Source organism: Sinorhizobium meliloti (genome assembly GCF_017876815.1).
Classification (GTDB): Bacteria; Pseudomonadota; Alphaproteobacteria; order Rhizobiales; family Rhizobiaceae; genus Sinorhizobium; species Sinorhizobium meliloti.
On record NZ_JAGIOS010000003.1, the window covers coordinates 655,539 to 681,823 of the forward strand.

General features: G+C 58.9%; 22 protein-coding genes and 10 pseudogenes. 19 read left to right on the top strand and 13 right to left on the bottom strand.

Annotation, left to right across the window (positions count from 1 at the left end; genetic code table 11):
• Positions 1 to 4: 4 nt before the first annotated feature.
• The 3 genes and pseudogenes from tnpC to tnpA form a co-directional block, all read right to left on the bottom strand.
• Positions 5 to 1,402: pseudogene (gene tnpC, locus JOH52_RS29580) on the bottom strand (IS66 family transposase); the annotation flags it as partial.
• A gap of 63 nt (positions 1,403 to 1,465) precedes the next feature.
• Positions 1,466 to 1,813, bottom strand: coding sequence for an IS66 family insertion sequence element accessory protein TnpB (tnpB, locus tag JOH52_RS29585; protein ID WP_012477217.1), 348 nt, complete (start codon positions 1,811 to 1,813; stop codon positions 1,466 to 1,468).
• The gene (gene tnpA, locus JOH52_RS29590) at positions 1,810 to 2,184 is read right to left on the bottom strand and encodes an IS66-like element accessory protein TnpA (protein WP_012477218.1); all 375 of its coding nucleotides are present in this window, start codon (positions 2,182 to 2,184) and stop codon (positions 1,810 to 1,812) included. Before tnpA ends, tnpB begins: the two co-directional genes overlap by 4 nt.
• Positions 2,185 to 2,328: 144 nt before the next feature.
• Between tnpA and JOH52_RS29595 the strand changes: the two genes are divergently transcribed.
• The 12 genes and pseudogenes from JOH52_RS29595 to pdxY all read left to right on the top strand — a co-directional run bounded on the left by JOH52_RS29595 (position 2,329) and on the right by pdxY (position 11,597).
• On the top strand, positions 2,329 to 3,567 hold the full coding sequence (locus JOH52_RS29595; RefSeq protein WP_003537336.1) for an ATP-grasp domain-containing protein: 1,239 nt from the start codon (positions 2,329 to 2,331) through the stop codon (positions 3,565 to 3,567).
• A gap of 96 nt (positions 3,568 to 3,663) precedes the next feature.
• A pseudogene (locus JOH52_RS36605) lies at positions 3,664 to 3,826 on the top strand (transposase); the annotation flags it as partial.
• Between the two features lie 271 nt (positions 3,827 to 4,097).
• Complete coding sequence (locus tag JOH52_RS29600) at positions 4,098 to 5,294, top strand: IS256-like element ISRm5 family transposase (protein ID WP_014531784.1); 1,197 nt, start codon at positions 4,098 to 4,100, stop codon at positions 5,292 to 5,294.
• A gap of 463 nt (positions 5,295 to 5,757) precedes the next feature.
• Entirely contained in the window at positions 5,758 to 6,066 is a 309-nt protein-coding gene (locus tag JOH52_RS29605) for a hypothetical protein (RefSeq protein WP_003537334.1), read from the top strand.
• Positions 6,051 to 6,260: pseudogene (locus tag JOH52_RS29610) on the top strand (hypothetical protein); the annotation flags it as partial. The gene JOH52_RS29605 and the pseudogene JOH52_RS29610, both read left to right, overlap by 16 nt.
• Positions 6,253 to 7,131 carry a 4-hydroxy-tetrahydrodipicolinate synthase gene (gene dapA, locus JOH52_RS29615; RefSeq protein WP_003537331.1) on the top strand — a complete coding sequence of 293 codons (879 nt, stop codon included), beginning with the start codon at positions 6,253 to 6,255 and terminating at the stop codon, positions 7,129 to 7,131. The pseudogene JOH52_RS29610 and the gene dapA, both read left to right, overlap by 8 nt.
• A 411-nt stretch (positions 7,132 to 7,542) precedes the next feature.
• Positions 7,543 to 7,731 (top strand): annotated as a pseudogene (gene nifT, locus JOH52_RS36300) (putative nitrogen fixation protein NifT); the annotation flags it as partial.
• Positions 7,732 to 7,737: 6 nt separating this feature from the next.
• Entirely contained in the window at positions 7,738 to 8,235 is a 498-nt protein-coding gene (locus tag JOH52_RS29620; protein ID WP_307724307.1) for a DegT/DnrJ/EryC1/StrS family aminotransferase, read from the top strand.
• On the top strand, positions 8,222 to 8,524 hold the full coding sequence (locus tag JOH52_RS36015; RefSeq protein ID WP_017265599.1) for a DegT/DnrJ/EryC1/StrS family aminotransferase: 303 nt from the start codon (positions 8,222 to 8,224) through the stop codon (positions 8,522 to 8,524). The genes JOH52_RS29620 and JOH52_RS36015 overlap by 14 nt, the downstream gene beginning before the upstream one ends.
• 20 nt (positions 8,525 to 8,544) lie before the next feature.
• Entirely contained in the window at positions 8,545 to 9,552 is a 1,008-nt protein-coding gene (dgcN, locus tag JOH52_RS29630; RefSeq protein ID WP_003537327.1) for an N-acetyltransferase DgcN, read from the top strand.
• Positions 9,553 to 10,228: 676 nt separating this feature from the next.
• Positions 10,229 to 10,465: a hypothetical protein gene (locus tag JOH52_RS29635; protein WP_014531788.1), complete on the top strand. Its 237-nt coding sequence runs from the start codon at positions 10,229 to 10,231 to the stop codon at positions 10,463 to 10,465.
• 280 nt (positions 10,466 to 10,745) lie between these two features.
• A complete protein-coding gene (pdxY, locus tag JOH52_RS29640; protein ID WP_003537322.1) occupies positions 10,746 to 11,597 on the top strand; it encodes a pyridoxal kinase in 852 nt (283 codons plus the stop codon).
• Positions 11,598 to 11,896: 299 nt separating this feature from the next.
• Here the strand turns inward: pdxY and JOH52_RS29645 are convergent, their stop codons facing one another.
• The 5 genes and pseudogenes from JOH52_RS29645 to JOH52_RS29665 all read right to left on the bottom strand — a co-directional run bounded on the left by JOH52_RS29645 (position 11,897) and on the right by JOH52_RS29665 (position 16,747).
• Positions 11,897 to 12,241, bottom strand: a complete 345-nt coding sequence (locus JOH52_RS29645; RefSeq protein ID WP_014531790.1) for a hypothetical protein — start codon at positions 12,239 to 12,241, stop codon at positions 11,897 to 11,899.
• A pseudogene (locus tag JOH52_RS29650) lies at positions 12,241 to 13,346 on the bottom strand (IS5 family transposase). The gene JOH52_RS29645 and the pseudogene JOH52_RS29650 overlap by 1 nt, the downstream one beginning before the upstream one ends.
• Before the next feature lie 46 nt (positions 13,347 to 13,392).
• Positions 13,393 to 14,141 (bottom strand): annotated as a pseudogene (locus JOH52_RS29655) (flavin reductase family protein).
• A 302-nt stretch (positions 14,142 to 14,443) separates the two neighbouring features.
• Positions 14,444 to 15,504, bottom strand: a pseudogene (gene stc4, locus JOH52_RS29660) (stachydrine N-demethylase reductase subunit Stc4).
• Between the two features lie 4 nt (positions 15,505 to 15,508).
• The gene (locus JOH52_RS29665; RefSeq protein WP_014531259.1) at positions 15,509 to 16,747 is read right to left on the bottom strand and encodes an aromatic ring-hydroxylating oxygenase subunit alpha; all 1,239 of its coding nucleotides are present in this window, start codon (positions 16,745 to 16,747) and stop codon (positions 15,509 to 15,511) included.
• 147 nt (positions 16,748 to 16,894) lie between these two features.
• On the opposite strand from JOH52_RS29665, the gene JOH52_RS29670 reads away from it, so the two are divergent.
• Both JOH52_RS29670 and JOH52_RS29675 read left to right on the top strand, forming a co-directional pair.
• Entirely contained in the window at positions 16,895 to 17,773 is an 879-nt protein-coding gene (locus JOH52_RS29670; RefSeq protein WP_014531795.1) for a LysR substrate-binding domain-containing protein, read from the top strand.
• Positions 17,774 to 17,891: 118 nt separating this feature from the next.
• A pseudogene (locus JOH52_RS29675) lies at positions 17,892 to 18,132 on the top strand (integrase core domain-containing protein); the annotation flags it as partial.
• A 232-nt stretch (positions 18,133 to 18,364) separates the two neighbouring features.
• Here JOH52_RS29675 and JOH52_RS29680 read toward each other — a convergent pair.
• Positions 18,365 to 18,814: a Ros/MucR family transcriptional regulator gene (locus JOH52_RS29680; RefSeq protein WP_014531797.1), complete on the bottom strand. Its 450-nt coding sequence runs from the start codon at positions 18,812 to 18,814 to the stop codon at positions 18,365 to 18,367.
• A gap of 369 nt (positions 18,815 to 19,183) precedes the next feature.
• Positions 19,184 to 19,345 (bottom strand): hypothetical protein, encoded by a 162-nt coding sequence (locus JOH52_RS29685; RefSeq protein WP_010967386.1) that lies wholly within the window; start codon positions 19,343 to 19,345, stop codon positions 19,184 to 19,186.
• Between the two features lie 554 nt (positions 19,346 to 19,899).
• On the opposite strand from JOH52_RS29685, the gene groES reads away from it, so the two are divergent.
• Entirely contained in the window at positions 19,900 to 20,196 is a 297-nt protein-coding gene (groES, locus tag JOH52_RS29690) for a co-chaperone GroES (RefSeq protein WP_010968824.1), read from the top strand.
• A gap of 76 nt (positions 20,197 to 20,272) precedes the next feature.
• Positions 20,273 to 21,910, top strand: coding sequence for a chaperonin GroEL (gene groL, locus JOH52_RS29695; RefSeq protein ID WP_015061278.1), 1,638 nt, complete (start codon positions 20,273 to 20,275; stop codon positions 21,908 to 21,910).
• Positions 21,911 to 22,994: 1,084 nt separating this feature from the next.
• Here the strand turns inward: groL and JOH52_RS29700 are convergent.
• Positions 22,995 to 23,828 (bottom strand): IS5-like element ISRm4-1 family transposase, encoded by an 834-nt coding sequence (locus tag JOH52_RS29700; protein WP_013851057.1) that lies wholly within the window; start codon positions 23,826 to 23,828, stop codon positions 22,995 to 22,997.
• 82 nt (positions 23,829 to 23,910) lie between these two features.
• Here JOH52_RS29700 and JOH52_RS29705 point away from each other — a divergent pair.
• The 3 genes and pseudogenes from JOH52_RS29705 to JOH52_RS29715 all read left to right on the top strand — a co-directional run.
• Positions 23,911 to 24,238, top strand: a pseudogene (locus JOH52_RS29705) (thermonuclease family protein); the annotation flags it as partial.
• 315 nt (positions 24,239 to 24,553) lie between these two features.
• Positions 24,554 to 25,006, top strand: a pseudogene (locus JOH52_RS29710) (hypothetical protein).
• Between the two features lie 27 nt (positions 25,007 to 25,033).
• A complete protein-coding gene (locus JOH52_RS29715) occupies positions 25,034 to 25,237 on the top strand; it encodes a cold-shock protein (RefSeq protein WP_003535606.1) in 204 nt (67 codons plus the stop codon).
• Between the two features lie 264 nt (positions 25,238 to 25,501).
• Here the strand turns inward: JOH52_RS29715 and JOH52_RS36305 are convergent, their stop codons facing one another.
• Positions 25,502 to 25,774: a hypothetical protein gene (locus tag JOH52_RS36305; RefSeq protein ID WP_014989928.1), complete on the bottom strand. Its 273-nt coding sequence runs from the start codon at positions 25,772 to 25,774 to the stop codon at positions 25,502 to 25,504.
• A gap of 14 nt (positions 25,775 to 25,788) precedes the next feature.
• The gene (locus tag JOH52_RS29720; RefSeq protein WP_107592306.1) at positions 25,789 to 26,157 is read right to left on the bottom strand and encodes a DUF4055 domain-containing protein; all 369 of its coding nucleotides are present in this window, start codon (positions 26,155 to 26,157) and stop codon (positions 25,789 to 25,791) included.
• Positions 26,158 to 26,285 lie beyond the last annotated feature (128 nt).

Below are 26,285 nucleotides of genomic sequence, written 5' to 3' on the forward strand. Positions count from 1 at the left end.
CGGCAATGGGGCGCAGGGCCCGTTCGGCGGCGTTGTTATCCATGGCGACGCGACCGTCTTCGAGGAATAGGCAGAATGAGTGCCAGCGGCTCAGGCCGTAACGGAAGGCGCTCGCCAGATCGCCCTTGCCCGGAATACGGGTCAGTTGCGCTTCAGCCCAGACGCGCAAGGCTTCGACCTTTGCTGTGCTGTGCTTCTGACGAGCAGCAAGGCGGATATCGGCAGGCTGGCCTGCAATGTCGCGCTCGATGTCGTAAATCGCGCCGATACGGTCGAGAGCCTCGCGCGCGATCTCGGATTTGTTCGAGATCCAGATATCATGGAAGTCACGTCGCCAATGCGCCCAGCAGGCCGCTTCCCGGAAGCGGCCTGTGCCGTCCGCTCCTGGCTCATAAAGCTTCCCGTAGCCTTTGTAGCCGTCAGCTTGAAGGATGCCGCTTGTCTGCCTGAGGTGATGGTGGACGTGCTCTTCCTTCCAGTCGGAAGCAAAGTAGTAGACCGTTCCCGGTGGAGCAGCGCCCGCCCAGGGACGCTGATCGCGGACATAGGTCCAGATCCTGCCCTTCTTCACGCCTTTGCCCAACCCCTTATCCCGAAGAGAACGATCGAGCACCCGGATCGGGGTGTCGTCGGCATGGAGAAGGTCACTGCTCATGACCACCGCCTCGATCCGCTCAATCAGCGGCTGGAGCACCTGCATGGCGCGACCGCACCAATCGACCAGCGTGCTGTCCGGAATGTCGGCGCCCATGCGGGCGAAGATCTCGTTCAGGCGATACAAAGGCAGGTGATCGTCGAACTTCGAGACCAGAATGTAAGCCAGAAGCCCAGCACCTGCCATGCTGCCCGGTATCGGACGGCTCGGCGCCGGCAACTGCACCATCTTCTCGCAGCAACGGCAGGACTTCTTCAATCGGGCGACCTCGATGACCTTCATCTGCGCAGCGATCATGTCGAGGATTTCGCTGGCGTCCTCGCCGACAAGGCGCAATTCACCGCCGCAATCGGGGCAGCAGGTACCCGGATCGAGTTCTTTGCGCTCGCGCGCTGCCTTTTCCGATACCCGCGGACGGCGGCGCATGGTCTTCTCGGGCCTGCTTGCCACAGGCGCGGCAGGCACTGCCGCATCGACCTCATCGAGCGGCTTGGTGCTGTTTTCCGCTGCGGCGATTAAAAGATCCTCCAGCGCGAGTTCCAGCTGCTGGATTTCCCGTTCGATCTTTTCCGAGGACTTGCCGAAGACCTGTTTCTTCAGCTTGGCGATGCGCAGTCGCAGTTCCCCGATCAATTGGTCGTGCGCCTGCAACGTCGCCGACATCTTCGCGTTTTCCGCCTGCAAGGCGGCGATCATCGCCTTCAGGAAGGCCGGATCGTCGGGAAGATTTTGGCTCGCGTTTGACATCATCCTGACTACCATAGGTCAGGACGAGTATCCATAAAAACAAGCAGATTCAGTGAGATAAAATCAACCGACACGCGCCGGCGGAGCGCCCCAGTTGGGCCGTCGCCAATCAATCCCTTCCCAAAGCATGGCCAGTTGCGCGGTTGTCAGCCGGGCCGTTCCATCGGCTGCTGAAGGCCATGGAAAACGCCCCCTCTCCAAAATTTTATAGTACAGGCAGAAGCCCTGGCCATCAAAATACAGGAGTTTCAAACGATCGCCCCGTCTGCCTCGAAACGCGAAGACTGCACCTCCCGTCGGCTTCTGGCGCAGCACATCCTGCGCAAGCGCAGCCAAACCTTCTACCCCTTTGCGCATGTCCGTGGCTCCGCAAGCGAGATACACTCGAACACCGGTTCCTGGTCCAATCATGCTGCTTCAACCGCCCGGATGAGCCGAGTGAGGACGGCGGGATCGACGCCACTGTCGAAGCGAAGGCTGCGCCCATCGTTCAACCGCAACTCGATCATTGCAGACACGCGCGCAACGTCCTCACGCACCAGCGGGGCGCCATGCATGGCGGCCATGTCTACGGGAACGAAGACCGTATCGGCCGTGGACGGCAACAAACCCTTCTTCTTCAGCTCATGCCGCCAGGCGTAAATCTGCTGCCGGCTTACATCGTGCCGATGGGCAACCTCCGTGACCGTCGCACCGTCGAGCCCAATCGACATGACAACGTCGAGCTTCTTCGCGTCACCCCAACGCCGCCGCCGTTCCTGACCAAGAATTTCGACACGCATCCCATACCTCACCTAAGACACGTCGCTAACGACGTCGTTAATGACGTGTCTTAGGTCATCAAGGCGCTATCCGGCAGGCGGTGCCAATCGGGTGCTTACGCTTCAAGGAAGGCAATGCCACGCAAACCGGAAGGTCAACCACCAATGCCAAGGAAAGTGCTGATTCTGCTTGAAGGCACTAGAATGGGTACTGGTCAGCTATACGTCCAAGCGGCGAAGCTTCTTGGATTGCACCCAATTGTCCTGTCAGCTGACCCGGCACGTTACAACTATCTTGCAACGGAAAACGTCGAGGCTATCCGTGTCGACACGGACGATCTCGACGCGCTGATCCGTGAATGCTCCCGGCTCCGGGAGACCTATGACATTGTCGGCATTACGGGCCTTCCAGTCCCCGGCGAGGCGGTCTATGCGACCGTTGCCAAGCTCTGTCGGCATTTCGGTCTACCGGGACCAAACCCCGCATCGATTGATCAATGCTGCGACAAATTCATCCAGCGTCAACTGCTCGCGGAGGCTGGTGTTCCCGTACCTGTCTGTCGCATGGCAACGAATGCGGCGGAGGTAGAAAGTGCTGCCGCGGAGATCGGCCTGCCAGTGATCCTGAAACCTGCCGCTGGCAACGGAAGCACCGGTGTCCGTTTGTGCCGCGATGCCGAGGAGCTAGCCGAACACACGGTTTATCTGCTGGGCGGAACGTACGAATGGCAGACTTCGCCGAGGATACTGGTCGAAGAATTCGCAGAGGGGCCCTATTTTATTGCTGATATAATGGGGAATACTATCATTGAGATAGGCGCCGGTGATTTCGGACCCCCGCCGAATTTCGTCTATCGTGAGTACACCTATCCGGCCTCGCTGACTGATGACCAGCGGACGCGTATCACCGATGTTTCGCTGAGCTGCTTAGGCGCTCTCGACCTTAACTGGGGACCAACGAACATTGAATTCCGGTGGACAGAGCGTGGCCTGGTTGTCATTGAAGTCAATCCGCGTCTTGCTGGCTCGCCCGATCCTCAGCTGATTCAGCTGGCTTGCGGTGTCGATCTTGTCATGGAGCACATCAAGCTTGTCATTGGCGACGAATGCGATTTGCGCAAAAGGCATTCGCAGACTGCGTCCGCACGGTTCCTGGTTCCGGATCGAGCCGGCACCCTCGACCGTATCGATGGCGCCGATCAGGCAGCTGGTGTACCGGGTGTCGCCGAGGTCACATGGTATATTAAGCCCCCGACGCCGATCATCATGAAAGGCGACTGCCAAGACTGTATCGGACATGTCATCGCCGCTTCTCCAAACCCTACCCAAACCTCGGCGATACTTCAGCGTGCAGTCGACTCAATCACCTGGTCGATTACACCGTTTCCGACCATCGACGACTAGGAACAATCCGTTACCTGCACCAGCGCAGGTGGACTGGGCTCCGGAATTGGGAAAAGGGGATAAGTGGGGTTCTGCGCGGCTGCGAACAGGGAGACGATGAGCAAGAAACCCGGCCGGAACCACCCCCGGGCTTTCAAGGGAGAAGTGGCCTGGTCGCCGTGAAGCGCAAGAAGACTCTGCCGAACTGGTCCAACGGTCTGATGTGCATCCCAACCGGATGAGCCAGTGGAGGGCCCAACTCCGAGGCGGCGCAGCCGGCGGTGGGGCATTGGGCTTATACACCTATCTGCATCGAGAGCGGCATGGCCCAGTTCCGCGTTTGCCGGCGCAGTGAATCGACGGTGGCGACTAAAAAACGCTTTACCGTCCTTCGTCACGGCTCTCCAGTACCTGAGTGCTGACTTTCCCCGGTTAGGGAAATTCCACTCTCATCGGTAGTGTGCTGAAGGTTCTGCAAATTCACTGAGAGAGGCGGTCATGGCAGGCTGGTGATGTTGAACGTCACCTGATTCCCTGGAAGGAACGCCACCATGACCAAGACTGAAGGTAGGACAGCCAGCGCCGCCGTCAAAGACATTTTGCTTTCGAACCCCGATGGGCTGCGCGAGGTGATCCGCACGGTGATGCAGGAGGTGCTGGAAGCGGAGATGGACGAGGCGCTGGGAGCTGCGAAAGGCGAGCGCACGCCGGAGCGGCTCGGCTACCGTTCGGGCCACTATGGCCGCACGCTGATCACGCGGGTGGGCAAGCTCGAGCTGCGGGTGCCGCAGGATCGCTCGGGGCACTTCTCCACCGAATTGTTCGAACGCTACCAGCGCTCCGAGCGGGCGCTGGTGGCAACCTTGGCGGAGATGTATGTGCAAGGGGTGTCGACGCGGAAGGTCAAGGCGATCACCGAGGAGCTGTGCGGCCATGCCTTCTCGGCGTCATCGATCTCGGCGATCAACAAGCGGCTGGACGAGAGCCTGAAGGCCTTTGCCGAGCGCTCGCTTCAAGAGCCGTTTGCCTACCTGATTCTCGATGCCCGTTATGAGAAGGTGCGCGAGGCCGGTGTGGTGATGAGCCAGGCGGTGTTGATCGCTGTCGGCATCGACTGGGACGGACGGCGGCAGATCCTGTCGGTCGAGATGGCCGGCCGTGAAAGCCGTTGCGCCTGGAAGGACTTCCTCGTCAGGCTGAAAGGGCGCGGTTTGAAGGGCGTCGAACTGGTGGTCTCCGACGACCATGCCGGTCTCGTCGCGGCAATTGGCGAGGTGATTCCGGAAGCTGCCTGGCAGCGCTGTTACGTGCATTTCCTCAGGAACGCCCTCGATCACCTGCCGCGCAAACATGGCGACGATTGCTTGCAGGAGCTTCGATGGCTCTATGATCGCCGCGACCTTGATGAGGCGAAGGCCGATCTCGCCGCGTGGCTGGGAAAATGGTCGGTCCGCTATCCGCGCCTGACCTCCTGGGTTGAGGAAACCATCGAGCAGACGCTGACCTTCTTTCGTCTGCCGCGCCAGCATCACAAGCACCTCAAGAGCACCAACATGCTGGAACGCCTCAACGAGGAAATCCGCCGCAGAACCTACGTCGTGCGCATCTTTCCCAATACCGAGAGCTGCCTACGCCTCGTCCGCGCGCTCGCCGTCGAAACCCACGAAAACTGGATGGAGGCCAATCGCTACATCAACATGGACGACCTGCGAGAGCACAAGAAACTCGCACTCCGTCAAGCCGCATGACCAGCACGCATGACCGCCCAATTTTGCAGAACTTGACGCACACAACCCTCTCATCCATTTGTCGGCAGTGATCGCCGAAATTTCCAATCGGGGGCGCCATGACATTTCCACGGGACGAAGCGGTGAACCTCAAGGAAAGGTCAACACCAATGAAACGACGAGCACTTGTGTTGGTCGAAGGATCAACGGGTAATGGCCTACTAGACGTGCGCATATGCGGACCCTGGACGCGTGGCGACCAGGCATACGACATTGTCCGTCGCTTTTGTCGGCTTTACGACACAGATTGTTCCTCCAACCGTGCGGCCACTTTCCGATCTAACTCTCTGAAAAACAGCCATTAGCATTATTAGTAACTCCCTCGGCCTGGCACGACTTTTGCACGATCAGCCCTGGGCGCGCATGCTGTTGCGCATTCATGTGTCGGAACAATCGAAATAGTTTAAACAACAAAGGAAGCAAGATGGCAGCTCCGCGTCAGATCGCGTTCTACGGTAAGGGGGGTATCGGCAAGCCCACGCGGAAGGCTGAGCTGGTAACCGCGCCCATCGAAGATCGCAGCCTCGGCTCTCCGTCAAAAAACGAGGCGCACTTCCACAGCCGCATGAACGTCATGGCTAACATGCGCGGCGGCCACGGCTTCCGCGTTCCATCCGCAGCTTCAAGGAAGGCAATTAAACACAAATGGAAAGGTCAACCACTGCCGAAGAAAGCGCTGATTCTGCTTGAAGGCACTAAAATGGGTACTGGTCAGCCGCCAGTGGCGTCATGATCAGCGACTCCTCCGACCACCGCTTCGATGCAATGCCGTTTGGCGGTTTCAAATATGACGGCATGGACCGCGAGGGCGTCCGATTTGCCTCTGAGGACATGACGCAGCCGAAGGTGGTGTGCATCAACCGCATGAAAACACAGAGCCACGCCTGCTCAAATCCATCCACAACTCAAGGGGCAAAGAATGTTTGAGGGTTCGATTACCGCGCTTGTCACGCCTTTTGCTGATGATCGCATCGATGAGGTTGCATTGCGCGACCTCGTCGAGTGGCAGATCGAAGAGGGATCCTTCGGTCTCGTTCCATGCGGGACAACAGGGGAAAGCCCGACGCTCAGCAAATCCGAGCATGAGCAGGTGGTCGAGATCACGATCAAAACCGCAAACGGGCGTGTGCCCGTCATCGCGGGCGCCGGATCAAACAGCACGGCGGAAGCGATCGCCTTCGTTCGCCATGCGCAGAACGCCGGCGCCGACGGAGTACTGATCGTTTCACCCTATTACAACAAGCCCACCCAGGAGGGGATCTACCAGCATTTCAAGGCGATCGATGCTGCGTCTACTGTTCCGATCATCGTCTACAATATCCCTGGCCGTAGCGCCATTGAAATTCACGTTGAAACGTTGGCCCGCATTTTTGAAGACTGCCCGAATGTGAAGGGCGTCAAGGATGCAACCGGCAACCTGTTGCGCCCGTCCCTCGAGCGCATGGCCTGCGGGGAAGACTTCAATCTCTTGACCGGTGAAGACGGCACGGCGCTTGGCTATATGGCGCATGGCGGACATGGCTGCATCTCGGTGACGGCGAATGTCGCACCGGCCCTCTGCGCTGACTTCCAGCAGGCCTGCCTGAACGGCGACTTTGCCGCCGCCTTGAAACTGCAGGACCGTCTGATGCCGCTGCACCGGGCGCTTTTTCTTGAAACCAACCCGGCGGGGGCGAAATACGCGCTCCAGCGTCTTGGCCGAATGCGTGGGGATTTGCGCCTACCACTCGTCACGATCAGTCCTTCCGTTCAAGAAGAGATCGATGACGCGATGCGCCACGCGGGGATCCTTTTATGATGGACAACGCAAGATTTGCTGAACGCATCGAGATGGTTCTTATCGGACCGAACAACCAGCGAAGAAAACAAGGTGGCACCTGCATGGGATTGGATTCTGGAGAAACACCATGCACCTCGTAGTCTGTATCAAGCAGGTGCCGGTTACAGCGCAGACACGCGTCCACCTCGCACGAACACGGTCATGCGGCGGCAGATGCTGCGGACCTCCACCCTTTCGGGTGACACATTCATTCACTTTACACCGGAGACTTGAAGCCGTTGCTGACAGGAAATTGAACACGCCAGAAGGATATGGTGAGGCTACCGGACACATGCGAGCTCATCCAAGCCGCTTGTCGGGACATGGGGGTAATATGCCGCCGCTCGCGGGATGACTGAACTGCCACTGGTCTGACAGAACGGACAGATAATGAAACTCACAATTCGCATAAACGGCGACGTCTTGTCAGCGTATATCCCTAAGAAGGACCTGGAGGAGCCGATCATCTCGGTGGAGGATGAAGCCTTGTGGGGCGGCTCGATATTGCTGAGGAACGGCTGGCGGCTGGCCCTGCCCCACCTTCCGCAGGAAGCTCGCCTGCCGGTTACCGTCGAGGCAAGAAGAATGTCCGGCCGGCTTGATCGAGGTGCGCATGAAAAACCCGATCGGATGACGAGGATCGGTGAGATCTCAAGCTCCCAAAATGCCGCTGCAATGCTAGCCGAGAACCAAAAGATGCATCCATGGCCGGCTCTAACGAGAACCGCTTACGAGGATGTCGCCGCATGTATCTCTTCCGGAGAATTATCCGGATCGGGACTGGGCATTATCAATGCGTTCGAGCGGCGCATGGAGGAATGGATCGGCGGCGGTTATGTGGTCTCGGCAAGTAGCGGCACAGCCGCCCTGACAGTGGCGCTCATAGCTCTCGGCATCCACCCGGGGGACGTTGTGCTTCTGCCTTCCTATACCTGGGCTGCCACAGGAGTGGCACCGCTACGTATTGGAGCGATCCCCCGTTTCGTCGACATTGATCCGAATTCCTACAACATCTCTCGCGTTGGCGGCTGCGATCACACCGGACGTCAAGGCAATCATCGTGGTCCACATGCACGGCACTAGCTGCGACATGGATGAGATTATTTGCCATGCGCGAGAGCAGGGCATTGCGGTCATCGAGGACTGCGTTCAGGCTCATGGCGCACTCTACAAGGGGCAACATGTTGGGCTTCTGTCCGACATCGGATGCTTCAGCATGCAAAAGAGCAAGCACCTGTCCGCGGGCGATGGCGGATTCATGGTGACAAGCAAGCAAGGTGCGCTGTCATTGAACCCACACGTCCCGAGTTCATCGAGACGTCATCATGTTGAGGACAGCAGATCGTCAGGCCGTGTGTTCTTGAAATTGTAATCGCATAGAATGGAACAGCGATGGAATTGAAACGCCCCTTTTTATTGTTCCTCGGAGACGCGGCCGACGACCTGGCTGTCAAGACAGCAGCCGGCATCGCACACTGGCGCAAAAGCTGGTGCGTCGGCCAATGGAGGCTCAGCGGGTGCAAGGCCGATGTCCACCTGAATGACATGTCGCCGAGCGACGCGAAAGCCCAGGGGGCCGAAACCATGATTGTCGCCGTAGCCAATGCGGGCGGCATCCTCAAGGAAAGCTGGATGAGCAGCATCGTTGAGGCGTTGGAGGCCGGACTCGATGTCGCCTCCGGCCTCCATGTGACACTTGAGGCTATTCCGGCAATTGCTGCTGCAGCCAAGCGCAACGGGCGCAGCCTTCACAACGTGCGCATCCCCGATCGCGCATTTTCGACGGGCAAGGGCACCAAACGTCGTGGCAATCGCCTCCTGACAGTCGGAACCGACTGCTCCGTCGGAAAGAAGTACACCGCGCTCAGTCTTGAAGCCGCGATGCGCGCTAAGGGCTGGGATGCTGACTTCCGCGCCACTGGCCAAACCGGCATATTCATTTCCGGGCGGGGGGTTGCCGTCGATGCAGTGGTGGCCGATTTCATCTCGGGCGCCGCAGAGTGGATTAGTCCCGACGCGGAAACCGACTGTCATTGGGATCTCGTCGAGGGTCAGGGCTCCCTCTTCCACCCGAGCTTCGCTGGCGTCTCCCTTGGCCTCTTACATGGATCGCAGCCCGACGTATTCGTAGTCTGTCACGAACCGACGCGCAAGACCATGCGTGGCGTGCAGGCACCGATACCAACCATCCGCGATGTCATCGACCTGACGATTGCATGCGGACGGCTGACGAACCCTTTCATCAAATGTGTAGGCATCGCCGCCAATACCGAGGCCCTTAACGAAAAGGAGGCCCGCGACTATCTGGCGTCTCTGACCAGGGAATACGATCTTCCGGCCACGGACCCGCTCAGGTTCGGTGTCGACGTTATCCTGGAGAGGATCCAATATCAGCGGTGATGGTGGCGTGGATCTGGACGGCGGCATCGCTTAGGCCCATGCGCGGGCAATGCCACGCGACGCTCACGCCGGGAAGGCTTTCAAAGCGCATCCGTGCGCTCGCTGCACAAAAGCGAACTGGCACGGTTTGTGCCATTTATCCCCACGAGGCACCACGAGGGGCTGCGGCGATGCCGTTCCCTTTAACCCGAGTGTCTCGTCCTAGTTGGAGACCAAGCTATGTCATACAAAACACTTCCAACGAGTGCTCCAGTCTTGCAAATGGACTCTCTGGCGCCTGCACTCAAAGTGCGGGACTGGATACGTGGCAAATCCTTGCGAGCTTCCAGCCGGGCAAATTGTACATCCGCGAGTTTTGTGGAACCTCGTGTGAATCTTGTGAGGGTGCGATGCACAATCTGATAGAGCTGCAGGAGACTTACAAGAACAGTGGAGTTGGGGCCGTCGCAGTTGTGGCAGAAGAAAGCGCTGCATTCGTCGGGGAGGCTCTGGACTTTGGGACGCGTGGTGGGCCGGTTCCCGAAGTCGAACCTGCGGGTCGCGCTCGACGACACAGGCACAATGAACACGGTTTGATGGAGGCGAGTTTTTCTGTCGAGATCCCGAAGGCGTTGGTGGTCGACCGAGACGGCTACATCGCCTCTATCGGCCATCCGAACGACCTGCATGGCGTTCTATGCTTGATGGCACCTGGCGCACCAGCGCTCAAGCGAAAGCCGCCGAAAGGGAGCGGATCGCCGAAGATGAACCAAAAGCGGCCAAGGAAGCATCGAAGAAGCAGATCAAGGCAAATTTGGCGGCAGCGGAGGAGATAGAGGATTTGAACACGGCGCTTGATGCGATCGAAGAGGGCGTCGCCCTTGATCCGGTTAACTTTTTTCCGCGAGGCTCATGTCCACCTGCTGCTCCATGAAAATGCACGACAGGCAGGCCGGTCTGCCCGCGCTACGCCAATCGATTCGCGGCGCAATCAACACAAACAACGAGTTAATGTTGACGGTGGCATCTTTCCGACTCTTCAACCCGGCACCCCTGCACCGGCTCTGGCATGCGCTTTATGTCCATCGGCTGAACCCCAGCGAACAAGGGCATTGCCGAGCTCGACGTGCTGGCCGAGGGTTGGCGCAAACATGCGGTGTGGCGGCAGGAGAGCGGCCGGGTCGAGGACTGGCGCAAGAGACTGGAGGGCACCGATGACTCCTCCCCCTTTCGTGATTTCCATCCAGAGCCAGGTCGTATTTGGTCATGTCGGCAATTCGGCAGCCCTGTTCCCCATGCAGGCGGCGGGGCTGGAAGTGGCGGCAATTCCGACGGTGATCTTTTCGAATACGCCCAATTACCCAACTCAGCACGGACGTGCGCTGCCGCCCGAGTTCTTTTCGGATCTGTTGCAGGGCGCACGGGAACGGGGCCTGACAGAACGGGCGGATTTTATCCTGACGGGCTATATCGGCTCGCTCGACGTGGCGCTGATGGTGGCGGATTTCGTGGCGGAGGCAAAGGCCGTGAACCCAGCCCTCATATACCTCTGCGACCCGGTGATGGGCGATACGGACCCTGGCCTCTATGTGCCGGAAGCCATTGCCGACGTGATGCGTGACCGGTTGCTGCCGATGGCCGACATCGCAACACCGAACCCGTTCGAACTGAGTTGGTTGACCGAGCGAAAAGTCGCGACTACTTGGGACCTGGAAGCGGCACGACAGATTTTGCGCTTTGCGCCAGAGGCTCAATTGATCACCACCGGCTGCGCGCTGGAAGATACCACTCCTGGTCAGATCGAAAGCGTCATCCTGGGGCCCGAGGGTATCATCAGCCGCCATCCGACGAAGCGTCTCCCAATCGGCCTGCCTGGCACTGGTGATCTCTTCGCCGGATTGATAGTCGCGGGGCTGGCGCGCGGGGTGCCCCTGCCCCGCGCAGTCGAGATTGCGCAGAACCTCACCTCCCGCGCACTAGATCACGCCAATGCACTTGGCGCCGGTGAAGTAGTCCTCAGCGAGCCAGAATTCCGCCGCGCGCTTGTGGCGCTCGATCCAAATTGAGCTCCGTGGCACCCTCATGGCAACGGATCCAACGTCATCGTCAACCGTTGCATGCAAGTTGCAGATCAGGAGATCGCTTGCGAACTTTCCGCGCAGCTCAAGTGAAGCCACGCAAATTGAAACGGTTTCAGGGAGAAGGCGGCGATTGGAAGATGATAGCGGCAAGAGATTGTCGATGAGCGTGACGCCGGGGCAACGGGGACTGTGCAGTAAATGCCCTTCTAACCGTTCCGCCTATGAGGAAGACCCATTCTTTCGGGATGCCGCTGCTCGTGAGCTCTAGCAGGCCGTTGAAGAAGTCAGTCGCGTTCGCAGACGAAGCCTGAATCGTCTCCGTTGTGGACGTAGAAGTGCCCGACAAGTCGTCCGGCGGAGCCGAGAGCTGCCCATCCGCGACCACAGACCCGGTCGCTCTCGTCTTGTCCCTCCCATGAGAACTCCGCACAGGCTGATCCATCGCGTGCGCCGTAGCGGACATCGAGAAAGCCCTTGAGCGCGACGAACGCGATTTCGCCGTCCGCCGTGCCCTGGAATGTCAGATGCGCCTCTTCGACGAGATCGAGGACGTCGTTGTCCCAGTTGTCCATCTCGACGATGCGCCAACGACCGGCGAAGGCCTTGGCGAAGGGAGAAACTCTCGCCATCAGCCTGTCTCCGTCATGAGCTTCGGCAGCCGCACCAGATCATAGGCGGCGGCCGCGAAGGTGAAGGCCCATCGGACGCGGTCGCGGCCACGGAACTTCGTCTTATCCTGCCCGGCGACGGTTTTGATCCAGCCGAACGCCCCTCCTCGATGCGCTTGCGGATGCGCAAGCTGACCCGATAGCCGGAATGGCACGTCGTGCGTCCATCAATGGCCGAGCGGCGACCATTGATGTTCTGCGCCACATGGGGCGTGACCTTCATCGACCGCAAATCTTTTACGAAGTCCTTTGTGTCATAGGCCTTGTCGACACCCAGCGTGATCGCTTGTGTCCGCTCAGTGAAGGGCCCGATCATGTGCAACGCCGCGACCCGTTCGGCATACCCGCTGGCCTCTGTCAGATAGGCATCGACCAGCAGGCCATGGCGATTTTCCATCAGCCCATGCCCCATGAAGCACAGCTTGGCCTCCTTGCCTTTTCCCTTCCTATAAAGCTTCGCATCCGGATCGGTCGTTGAAGCATGCGTCTCGTTGGAGCGTCTCTCGCCATGGAAGTCTGCTTCCTTATTCCGACCGCCCGCATCCGACGGTGGTTCGCCATGATCGCCCCTGGGGCCGTCCTTCGGCTTGAAGCTCTTGATCGACGCCCAAGCTTCGATCAGCGTGCCATCGACAGAGAAGTGGTCCGTTGACAGCAACCGCTTTACTTTGGGCTGCGAAAGGATTGCGACCAGGAACTTCGCGGCGATGTCGCCTTCCAGCAACCGGTCGCGGTTCTTCGAAAACACCGAATGGTCCCAAGCTGGATCGTCAATGCCAAGGCCAACGAACCAGCGGAACAGAAGGTCGTATTCCAGCCGCTCCATCAAAAGCCGCTCAGAGCGGATCGGATAGATGGCTTGCAAAAGCATGGCGCGCAGAAGCTTCTCAGGCGCGATCGACGGCCGCGTGATCGGTGAATAAAGTGCTGCCAAATCTCGTTCCAGTGAAACGAGCGCTTCGTTCACGATCTGCCGGATAGCCCGTAGAGGATGATCTTTTCGAACACGATCCTCCAGATCAACATAGCTGAAGAGTTCGCCTGTCCTCACATCGCCGCCGCGCATCCATCAGCTCCAAATCGCAGTAAAGCGAGTGAATCACGACCAGAACCTATGCGCCAGGGCCCTTTTTCAACAGCCTGCTAGTAGACCCGTCGCCGGTCCGCTTGACCTTATAGAGCAGAGAAAACCAATCGTGGACGCTCAGTCCCAATTGTTCGAGGTGGGACGCCAGCGTCTTTGCTGGGTCACCGCCCCCGGCGCTGTAACTCGGAAGGGACAGATTATCGTCGCCCAATGGAAAAAGCGCACCGTGGCGCTCAACACCGCGGCGGCGCCGATCTCTCCGCCCGCTGCAGAGGAATTGGCCTTTGCCGCGACTCTCGGAGTGAAGTAGCCGCCGCGAGCATAGCCCAGACCATTCAAGCCGCTGCTTTCGAAGGCTGTCACGCGACCGACCATCATGACATGGTCGCCCGCCTCGATAACATCATGCATCGAACATTCAAACCACGCCGCCACCTGCGCGAATATCGGACAGCCGTTCGGACCCCTCGCCCGGTCGACAGCAGCGAAGCGATCTTCGGCGGGGCGGGCAAATTTAATGGACACATCCTTCTGCGCCTCTGACAATATGTTGATGGCGAAGTGCTCGGCTGCGGTCATTGCTGGGTAGTCGCGCGCAGTCTTGGCAAGGCAAACAAGCAGCAGCGGCGGATCCAAGGATACAGATGTAAAGGAGTTGGCAGTGAAACCAACCGGCCTGCCCGCCGGATCGCTGGCGGTGATGACCGTCACTGCGGTTGGAAACGCTCCAAACGCCTCGCGCAAAGCTCTCGGGTCGAAAACGTCCGCCTTCATGTCATTCCCCCTTTGCGCGCCAGAAATCTCGCGATCGTTGCGTTAACGGTTTCCGCCGTTAGATTCTCATTTGCCTGGACTGGCGCGGGCCGCCAACGAGAGGGCCTTTCTGTCAACTTGAGACCTCCAGCACTTCCCTGCGTATTCGAGCGGCCATCGGTAGCCCTCTTCTAGATTACGTATTATGGTATTCCATGATACTAACCTGTCAAGCGGCTCTTCGCTGTGGGAGCCTCAACTCACCAGCTTCCCGGCAAGTTGTTGTGCCGAGTGTGCCGCAACTGATGGTCCCGATTCAGGAGCTATGCCTCGACGCTTACGCGTCCCAACGGCTTCGAGCAGCAGGCGAGGATATAACCGTCCTCGACATCCTCATCCGTGATGCCGCCATTGTGCACCATGTGGACCTGGCCCTCGGTCTTGCGCACCTTACAGGTGCCGCAGATCCCCATCGAGCAGCCCGACGGGATCACCAGCCCTGCAGCCTTTGCCGCCGCCAGTATCGTGTCCGTCTCGCTGCATCTGGTCGTGACGCCGGAGAGGGCGAAGGCGATCTCGGCATGGTTCTGCTCATCGGGGATCACATCCTCGGGGACGTCTTCGGCATGCCCCGGCTCCGCCGTGAAGCTCTCCTGATGGTAGCGGCTCATATCGTAGCCAAGTCCGGCAAGCGCCTCGCGGACGGCCCGCATAAAGGGCTCCGGACCGCAGCAGAACACTTCGCGCTCGAGATAATCCTGCGCCATCAGGCCGAGCATGATCTGATTGAACATGCCCCGGTAGCCGGTCCAGGGCCGGAACGGGTCTGGCTCTTCGACCACCCATTTCAGGTCGATGCCGACGATGCGCGACGCCATGAGTTCCATCCTGTCGCGCAGAATGATCTCGGAGGGTCGGCGCGCGCAATTGATGAAGACAATGTCCGGCTCGCGTCCGGAATCGTAGAGCCAGGTGGTCATCGCCACCATCGGGGTGATGCCCGAGCCGGCCGAGATGAACAGGTATTTATCAGTCGGGTGATGCACGATCGAGAATTTTCCCGCCGGCCCGATAGCCCTGATGCGCATGCCCTATGCAGATTGTCCAGCATCCACCGTGTGCCGGTGGACCCGTCCTGCGCTTTGACCGTGATCGTCAGTGCGGTTGGCCGCGAGGGTGCAGAAGAGATGGTATAGGTGCGATAGAGCGGTCCGCCCGGCGCGGGCAGTTCCAGAGTGACGAACTGCCCCGGATCATGGTTGAACAGCGCCCCGGAAGGACTTTGAAAGCTGAAGGTCACCACATTGGGAGCTTCCGGCGTGCGCGTGACGCATTCAAGCGGCTCGGCATCACTCCAGAAACTGAGCTGCTTGAACTGGGTCATCTGCTCACTCCGCAGCCACTTGACGCGGCGCAAGGGCGCGCTCCAGCGAGGCCGCATACCAGTCGACGAACTGCATGACGCCGCTTTCCTGACCCGGTGAATAGGGACCGGGCACGTAAGCCGGAGAGAGGATCCCTTGCTGGTTCGTTTCGACGATCTCGCGATCTTCGTCATTGGTGGCGATCCAGACCTCCGTCAGGCGCTTGAGGTCGTAGTCGACTCCTTCGACCGCATCCTTGTGTACGAGCCAGGTCGTCGTGACCTCGGTTTCGGTCGGACTGATCGGCATAACCCTGAAGGTGAGTGAGTGATCCGGCAGGAAGTGGTTCCACGTCGACGGATAGTGGAACATCAGGAGCGTGCCGGCATCCGGCGGGGCAACCCGGCCCAGATGCCGGGAAACAGCGGCCTTGCCGTCCATCGTATAGCTCAACGCCTTTTCCTGCAGCGGCATACGTGCGAGGCGATACTGACCGTCGCCAGCAAGGACGAATTGCGCCGGTGTGCCGGCGGCTTCGCAACGGTCGAAATGCACCTGGAGCTTCTTAGATACTCCGCCATCGGCCTGAACACCGGCAACTTCCGGGTCGAGCGGGAAGGAGCGGCAGAGTGCCGGATGGTTGCTGCTGCAATGATAGCACTCGCGGTTGTTCTCCCAGACCAGCTTCCAGTTGCCTTTCTCGATGATCGTAGAGGTGAACGCGACCTTGGCATCCTTGAGGTCGTGAACCTCCAGATAGGGGCGCGCCAGCTGTGCGAATGTTTGGAAATCCGGCGGCGTATCGGAAAGACAGATATAGATGAGGCCGTCGAGATTGCGCAGGTTGACGGGTTTCAGGCCGTATTTCGAAGCATCGAAATCGGGACCCATGTCGTTCGCCCAGATCAATTTACCGTCAAGCTCATAGGTCCATTGGTGGTAGGGACAGACAAGCTTCGCCACCTGCCCCTGGCGTGCCTTGCAGATCAACGATCCGCGGTGGCGGCAGGAATTATGAAACGCACGGACTTCACCGTCACGGCTACGGACAATGACCACTTCATAGGCGCCCACGCGTAACGTGACATAGCTGCCGGTCCTTGCGAGCTGGCAGGCCGGAACGGCATAGAGCCATTCCCTGTAGAAAATGTGCTGCAGGTCGAGCGCGTAGACCTCGGGCGAGACGTAGAAGGGCTGCTCCAGGCTGAAGCCCGATAGACGGCGATCGAGCCGCTGATGAATCGAGGTCGGGTTAGCTGTCATTGGCAAATTCCCGGGCGATGGTTCAATTCAGATCAATCATGCTTGCAAACCGGACCGTCTGGCAATAGCGTTAAATTTCACTTTGGATTAGCTGAAATAATCTCAAAGCCTACCCACTCCTGCGGGAGAACATATAACGGGACCCTTATGCCACGCCCTTATGAATTCTCTTCGATGACCGCCCTCGTCTGCTTCGAGGCGGCGGCGCGAAATGCGAGCTTCAAGAAAGCCGCTCAAGAGCTGAATGTGACGCCAGCGGCCATCAGCCACCAGATCAAGGCACTGGAGATGGACCTCAAATGCAGCCTGTTCCTGCGCCACCACCGCGGTGTCGAACTGACCGAGAAGGGAGCGCTCCTCTTCGTGGTCATTCAACGCGGCTTCGAGGCTATCTCGGAAACTCTTACCCAGATCCGCGAGCGCCCCGAAACCGTCGACGTGACCATCGGCGCGACTACGGCGTTCAGTTCACTCTGGCTGACCCCGAAGATTTCGGCCTTCTGGAAGATCCATCCCTCCATCACCGTGTCACAGGTCGTCAGTGATGTGCCTGGAATGACCAGCCGTTGCGATCTGACTATCCATTACGGCAACCCGCAGGAGAACGGCGTAGAATACAGGAAACTCTTTCAGGACCACATTATCGCGCTGGGAACGACACGATTTGCCGCCGAGCACCGCATTGCCCGGCTCGAGGATCTGCTCAAAGCACCCTTGATCCATTCCAGCAGCAACGAGACCGGTTGGACGGCCTGGGACGATTGGTTTGCCGTACTCGGATGTCCGGCCCCGAAGGGCCGCAGTTTTTACGTCAACAATTACATGATCGCACTTCAGGCGGCTCAAGACGATGTCGGGGCCGTACTTGGGTGGGACGGGCTCGTCGGGAGCCTCGTCAACGAAGGGCGGCTAGTCAAGCTCGTGCAAGAAAGCATTCCCTCACCTGTCGGCTTTCATCTGAGGATCCATTCGCGCGCAACGGCAAAGGCGCGGCTGTTCGCCGACTGGCTAGTCGAAGCCACCTAAGGCGCTCGGCATCTGCCCTGATGCGGACGGCGTCGCTGTCATGAAAACTCGGCATTCCCGACGGTGACCAATGGGGATGAACAGAGTTGTCGGATGGCGGCGGCGTACAGGGTTGGTGGAGATCGACATCTCGATGGTCGGCAATGGCGCGTGGCGGGACAATTCATCGAGCGGCTCTGGCGTGCGATCAAATACGAGGAGGTCTATACCACGCCTACAAAACCGTGCCCGAAGCCCTAGCTGGCATCGGCCGCTATCTCACCTTCTACAATTGCCGACACCCACATTCATCCCTTGACCGGCAGACGCCGGATCAAGCTTACTTCAACACGCTGACGCCGATGATGGCGGCAGCATAATCGAGGCGGAAATCCACCTAGAGAAACGCCCCAAACTGTTCAGACAAACCGCGCCACCTCTGTAGGCCTGCTGATGTCGTGGCGTGTTTGCCGTGCTCGTCCACGCCGTGTGGAGTAGCATCTTCTTGGGTCAGGTCTCGCCAGTCGATCATTGAATTTTCCTCCTTTGGTGACCTACCCGCTTGCGATCGGTACCTCTCGCCTCACGGTATCAGCCGAAATCAGCCGAACTTCAGGCCGATCTTACCGCTTGCAGAGACGGGGAGAGGTTTGCCGCCGATTTCTTTCCCAGGCCGGTCGCGCGTGCGAGCTCGGATCGCTTTCTGGCATAGTTCGGAGCTACCATCGGGTAGTCGGCCGGGAGCTTCCACTTTTCTCGATACTGCTCCGGCGTGAGTGCGTATTTTGCCATCAAGTGTCGCTTCAGAGATTTGAAGCTCTTGCCGTCCTCAAGGCAGACGATGAAGTCGTCGGTCACAGACTTCTTGATCGGCACAGCGGGGCGTTGCTCCTCGACTGTGGCCGGAGTTTTCGTTGGTTCAGAAGCCTTACCCAGCGAGCCGTAGGTTTGCTGAATAAGATGGGGGAGTTCGCTGGGAGCAATGACATTGCGGCTCAAGTAAGCGGACACGATGCGGCTGGTGAGCTCAAGCCTTAGTTCGTTTGAGTGCGATTCCGTCAATGATCTTCTCCACAAGCTGTTACAAATTGAGATCGAGCATGCAACCTGCAGATATTTCGGTCGGAAGGAAGGCAGTGTACGAGAAAGGCAAGACTTATCGACAGGTTCTGCCGCCCTCAGTATCGTCTCTTCAATCTCTGGTTTCGGGGAGGCACGGTGATACGAAGTCGTTGATGACTCTAGCGCAGTTCGAGATTACGTCGCCTCCTCGGTGCGCCAGGAAGCTGGCCACTTTTGTCAAGCGAAGCGAGAAATTGACCCCGCCCAACCAGCCTCGGGGTTTCATGCATCTCTTGCCTCCGGCCGGCGAATGTTGATCGAGATCAGTTCGGCTTTGTTCTGAACGAGCAGAACATCGGAATGCCGATGTCATACTGCTTGGTCGCGCCAAATGACGGCGTTTTCGTCGGTTGCATTCACCTTGGAATACTTCACCGTCCAACGCGCATCGCGATCCTTCTGCGCGAGCTTGGCGGGCTTGTCTTTGGCGGCCGGTACCTTCTCGGACAGGGAAAGGCCTGGCAACCGCATGAGCGACAGCCGGTCCTGGATGACGGACTCAGCCTAGTCGTCGGAGAGATTCTAGAGCTCCTGAAGCATCCGGATCTGGAACATCAGCACCGCTGGAAAACGGCGGACGCCCGCCCTTCGATCCGTCGGAGCGCTTCAGCGCTTTGGCCAAAGGCTTCTCGAACACAGGCCACGGGAGGATTCCGTTGACCTTGTCAAGCGGACCGCCAACCGCACTCAACCGCAGAGACGCGTCCGGACAATGATCAGAAAGAGGATCACAAGTGGAGGCTGGCGGCCCGGTTTCGCCGCCGCCAACGTGGTCAAGCTATTAATCGCGATGGCGGATTCGGCCATCGGTCCAACCGACTACTTGTTCGCAATGCCAAACCGATATGGCGTAATCGTGATCGGCAATCCCAGCATGCGACCGGCCTGTCCCGTTGCGAATCAATGCTTGACACTCAGCCGGGGCATATCTCAGCCACGGAGCTAGCACTCTCGCGTGAAGAGTGCTAACAACCACCACCGGGTCGTTCAAATATCCGCAGTGTCAATGATCGAGGGATTAAACAATGGCAAGCACCAATTTCCGTCCGCTGCACGACCGCGTTGTCGTCCGCCGCGTCGAGTCTGAAGAAAAGACCAAGGGCGGCATCATCATTCCGGACACCGCTAAGGAAAAGCCGCAGGAAGGCGAAATCGTGGCTGTCGGTTCGGGTGCCCGTGACGAAAGCGGCAAGGTTGTTCCGCTCGACGTCAAGGCTGGCGACCGCATCCTGTTCGGCAAGTGGTCCGGCACCGAAGTCAAGATCAACGGCGAAGACCTTCTGATCATGAAGGAAGCCGACATCATGGGTGTCATCGGCTGATCGGCCGGCAACCCTTCAAACTTCCGCAATTTGAAACCGGACCAGTTCCGGAATTTCGAAACCAGGAGCTTTCAAAATGGCAGCTAAACAAGTCAAGTTCGGCCGCAGCGCGCGCGAAAAGATGCTGCGCGGCGTCGACATCCTCGCCGACGCAGTCAAGGTGACGCTCGGCCCGAAGGGCCGCAACGTCGTTATCGACAAGTCGTTCGGCGCGCCGCGCATCACCAAGGACGGCGTCACCGTCGCCAAGGAGATCGAACTCGAAGACAAGTTCGAGAACATGGGCGCCCAGATGGTCCGCGAAGTCGCTTCGAAGACCAACGACATTGCCGGTGACGGCACGACGACTGCAACCGTTCTCGCCCAGGCGATCGTTCGCGAAGGCGCGAAGGCCGTTGCCGCCGGCATGAACCCGATGGACCTGAAGCGCGGTATCGACCTGGCTGTCGCCGAAGTCGTCAAGGACCTGCTCGCCAAGGCCAAGAAGATCAACACCTCGGACGAAGTCGCCCAGGTCGGCACGATCTCGGCAAACGGCGAGAAGCAGATCGGCCTCGACATCGCCGAAGCGATGCAGAAGGTCGGCAACGAAGGCGTCATCACGGTTGAAGAAGCCAAGACCGCCGAGACCGAGCTCGAAGTCGTCGACGGCATGCAGTTCGACCGCGGCTACCTGTCGCCCTACTTCGTCACCAACCCGGAAAAGATGGTCGCCGACCTCGAAGACGCTTTCATTCTCCTGCACGAGAAGAAGCTCTCCAACCTCCAGGCGATGCTCCCGGTTCTCGAAGCCGTCGTGCAGACCGGCAAGCCGCTCCTCATCATCGCTGAAGACGTCGAAGGCGAAGCACTCGCAACGCTCGTCGTCAACAAGCTGCGTGGCGGCCTGAAGATCGCTGCCGTCAAGGCCCCGGGCTTCGGCGACCGCCGCAAGGCCATGCTCGAAGACATCGCCATCCTGACGGGCGGCACGGTGATCTCGGAAGACCTCGGCATCAAACTCGAAAGCGTCACGCTCGACATGCTCGGCCGCGCTAAGAAGGTTTCGATCACCAAGGAAAACACGACGATCGTCGACGGCGCCGGCCAGAAGTCCGACATCGAAGGCCGCGTCGCTCAGATCAAGGCCCAGATCGAAGAAACCACCTCCGACTACGACCGTGAGAAGCTGCAGGAGCGCCTTGCCAAGCTCGCCGGCGGCGTCGCTGTCATCCGCGTCGGCGGTGCGACGGAAGTCGAAGTGAAGGAAAAGAAGGACCGCATCGACGACGCCCTCAACGCGACGCGGGCTGCCGTTCAGGAAGGCATCGTACCGGGCGGCGGCGTTGCCCTGCTGCGTTCTTCCGTCAAGATCACCGTCAAGGGTGAAAACGACGATCAGGACGCCGGCGTCAACATCGTTCGCCGCGCTCTGCAGTCTCCGGCCCGTCAGATCGTTGAAAACGCTGGCGACGAAGCCTCCATCGTTGTCGGCAAGATCCTCGAGAAGAACACCGACGACTTCGGCTACAACGCTCAGACCGGCGAGTATGGCGACATGATCGCCATGGGCATCATCGACCCGGTCAAGGTCGTTCGCACCGCGCTTCAGGACGCAGCCTCGGTTGCTTCGCTGCTCATCACCACCGAAGCCATGATCGCCGAACTGCCGAAGAAGGACGCTCCGGCAATGCCTGGCGGCATGGGCGGAATGGGTGGAATGGACATGATGTGATAAGGCGACAGCCTTAGCACGATCCATCCGGATCCGAAGGGCGGCGCTCGGGCCGCCCTTTTTTGTACGCAACAAAGAGACGCGAGCGATCTCGTTGAGACAGGTCGATCCGACGCTGCATCATACGGTCTGCTGGCCACCTTCGTGGATGTGAATCTCTGGCATGATGATAGCCGGGCGGGCCGTCAGCCTGCCCGGCGGCCGGCTGTCGGATCGTCACCTTCCAAGCCGCAGGCGCCGTGGGGGAGCGGCACCACAGCCGGATCTTCGTCTGACCCGTGCGGTTGCCGGAACTTTGAGGCTTGTATCCAAGACAGGAGCGATGACGCGAGGTCCAGGGAAGGGAAGGATCATCAATATGAAGGCAGGGTACAACCGAAACTCTGAAGCAGGAATCTTCTAGACTCCAGCTTCGAGTTGCGAGGGGGGCGTTATGCCGAACGCGATATCTGTTCCAAATCCTAAGGGAGGTCTCGCGCGGTCAAGACGCTGATAAGCCATCGAGGCACGAAGCCGGCTGTTACTCTCGTCGCAAGGAGCCGCGTATCCGGCAGAATGGAAAGCGGTCCTTTCGACGGAAGGTACAAGCCTCCCCAAGCGTTGGCGAATACTCCTCAGATTGTACAATTACTCCGGGTGATTTGTTTGAGGTATATCTTCGAAATCGTTGACGATGAGGGGCAGAGTCGCGCGTATGTCGCCTCACACATGTATCGCAAAGCAGATAAACTGATCGTGCTTCATCGAGGTGCGGAAGTCGGCATCGACATATGTCGGATTTGCGACTGGTGCGCAGTCGACGAGGACGAAGCGCAACGGGCGGGGACCGCCCAAACTGGTTGGCTGCATGATTGTTGAAGTGCGCCCAGCACGCGTTCAGTATGGAATCCGTCCTTCGATGGGATTGCAGCTGCCAATGCGCAATCTTGTGCTACGCCCCCCTCGGCAAGCTCAAACACGATCACTGGCCAGGCCTCCGTGATCGATAGAGACACATTAGAAGTCGCAGGCAACCGTGTGGGCTGCACGGTGTAGATGCGCCGGAAAGTTGGCAAAAATGCTTAGAGTCGGACTCGAAAAGGTTTCAACGATATCCATATCTTGCAAGGCGTCTGGTGAGCATGCGGATGTGAGCGATGGTGATCCACGCTTCTGCTGAAGCGACGGATTTTTCGAAGTCCTTGGCCAGTCTGCGGCATCGACCCAGCCAGGCGAAGGTCCGCTCGACGACCCAGCGGCGCGGCAGGATTTCAAAACCCTTGGCCTTGTCGGAACGTTTGATGATTTCGAGTGTCCATTTCCCGATTTTCTGCAGCCGCTTTTTGAGCTTGTCGCCCGCATAGCCGCCATCAGCGAAGACATGAAGCAACCACGGCCACCGGTTTTTGATGGATTTCAGGAGATCGGGAGCGCCGTCGCGATCCTGAATATCGGCGCTGTGCACCATGAGGCCGACCATCAGCCCGAGCGTGTCGACAATGATGTGGCGCTTGCGGCCCTTAATCTTCTTGCCTGCATCAAAGCCACGGATACCGCCGCTTTCCGTCGTTTTAACGCTTTGGCTGTCGATCGCGCCCGCTGTCGGCGAGGCTTCTTTCCCCTCCAATTCCCGCGCCTCCATGACGAGGTGATGGTTGATCCGTGGCCAAAGACCCATTGCCCGCCATTCATAGAAATATCGCTGCACCGTCGAACAGGGCGGAAAGTCCTTCGGCAGCATCCGCCACTGGCAGCCTGTCGAAGCGATATAGAGAAGGGCGTTTAAAACATCGCGCAAATCAGTCTTGCGCGGACGACCCAGACGCCGTGGCGCAGGCATGAACGGTGCAACAAAATCCCATTCGCGATCCGTGACATCGCTTGCATATCCGCTCGTCCGCCGGACATAATTGCGCCGGGTGGTTTCAGTCCAGGCCATCGTGATCTCCATCGAATCTTTGCAAATCCGACGGAATCACAACTGGCTGAAATCACTCAATTCTTTTTGAGGCAGCCTCTTAGACGGAGATGGCGGCACCTATCGGTGCGGAAAGGCAGCGGCAAACGCGCTTGATCTATTCTTGCGGCGTCACGACCATCCGGTGCGACATCAGAGAGCGCGATCGATATCAGAGGCTCGTCGGTGTCTGTTTTCGCGCCGACGGCCGCGAAGTAAATCGGTGGCTCGTCGAGAGCGGCAATGCTCTGGACTGGGTCCGGTACAGCCATGGCGCGTATGCGGGTGCGGAGAAGACAGCTCGGTCTGCGGGCATTGACATTTGGCGCGGCAATTTCCAGCTTCCCTGCGAGGTGAGAGCCCGACGATTTAAACATTCATCGTCGTGTTGAGCGGCAGCGAGCATCGATGGCGAAGCCATCACCGAAAGACGCGGCAGAACGAGTGCTACCGTCGTCTGAAAGCATCAATCATTGCTTGAGTTACGTCTTCCGCATAGCAGATCGGCGAGTATCCCTGGTTTTGAGTAGGCACTCCTTTCCCCACGGCGTCGCCCACCACGGGTAGTGTTCTGAAGGTTCTGCAAATTCACTGAGAGAGGCGGTCATTGCAGGCTGGTGGTGTTCAACGTCACCTGATTCCCTGGAAGGAACGCCACCATGACCAAGACTGAAGATAAGACAGCCGAATTCAGAGAGGCGCGCGTTATGCGAACACTTGAAGATGGAGTAGGAACCGCAATTGAAGTTGATCTTGCGGTAATGCATCCGCACCAAAGGCGGGCCTACGCCGGCCCCGAACAGTATCGCGGTCCCGTCGAGGTGCGCGGCGTCCAAGAACTCGCCAAGGAATTGCCGAATCCTGCTGACCTTTGCTATCTTCGATGTCGAGACGGTGTTGCGGTCTCCGGCGATCGCGCCATTCGTTACGCAGACGCTTTACTTCGATCCCGCTTGAGCTGCGGCGGGCCGCCTGCGACGGCGACCGGCGGAAAGCAGAAAGCGCGCCGATACCATTTCGAGCCATTGAAGCACGTCGGCGCCTCCCGCCATCCGAATTGGGAACAGGCATTCGAGCAAAATACCTACGCAAAGCCATCGAAGGATTTGCTCGCCTTGAGACCTCTTGCCGTCCCGGGCATTGACCGGTATTGCGTGTAGGGATGCTCAGCAACCAACGAGGACAAGATGGCAACTGGCACTGTAAAGTTCTTCGCCCAAGACAAGGGCTTTGGCTTCATTACCCCTGACAATGGCGGCCCAGACGTATTCGTTCACATCTCGGCGCTCGGTTTTGGCGGTTCTCTTCAGGATGGCCAGAAGGTCAGCTACGAGCTGGGACAAGACCGCAAGACCGGCAAGTCGAAAGCCGAGAACGTCAGCATTCTTTGAGTGCAGTGTCGGCTCGGCCCGTCTTGCGGCAATGTACATTTGCCGCAAGACGGCTACTAACATCGTAGCTCAAAGCGAAAAACGCGGGATCCCCCGCTTCCGTGATTGCATACCGGTCCGATGTCGCGCCAAATTGCTAGCAAAAGAAATTTCGCGAGCAAATCGATGGCGGAACTAACGACTACCGACATGGCGTTGCTCGACCGCGTCGCTGCCGGATCGGTCTCGCCAGGCCGGGTGATGAACACGGCGCCCAGCCCCATTTCAGACAAAGGGCCAAGAGTGATCAAGGTCAGACGAGGGCTGCCTGCCGCTCGTCCTCTGCGCCCTCAGGATTGATGAGGGCGTATTCGTCTTCCGCGTCCCGCTCAGGCGAAAGATTCCGTCGGCTTGGCCACGTTCGTAGAAGGTCTCCCAGGACATGCCGCCCTGAGTGTAGACGCCGAACAATTGCGCGAAGTCCGCAGCCGACATTGTGCTGTCGAGCAGATCTTTGGGCGGAGCGACGACTATGTCGGCATCATCCAGCCCCTTCATTCGAGCGGCGGCTTTCAAGCCACGCTCGAGCAGTGCAGCACAGAGACCTGCGATACGCTCATGAGATTGGCAGTCTCGCGCGCGAATCGGAGGCGCCTGGCCTCCCCACTCTCCTGTGTGGATTTCTCCTGTTCGAACATCCCGGCGCCGGCCATGACGGCGGCTTCCTTCTGCTTCTCGATCGCGTCCTCGTGCTTCTGGGTGCCTGAGCACGTCGACGAGACGTATTTCAGATCAGGCGTCATCGGGTCGCTGCCCATCATCTGGTGCACGACGCCGGCGCCGACGGTCTTCGGAGCCTCGCCATTGATGGCGACAAGCGTTTCCTGGCCGGACATGAAAAGCTGCCAACGCCAGTCCCCGGATAGCTGGTAGGCGTTGATGATGGCATTCGCGATGCCTTGAGCCGCTGGCCGCCGAGTGCGACCGGTTCAGTTGCCGTGACAGTGGTCAGGCCTTCGCCCTCATAAACTGTAGAGACATAGAGCCCGTCGACCAGAACGCGAAATTT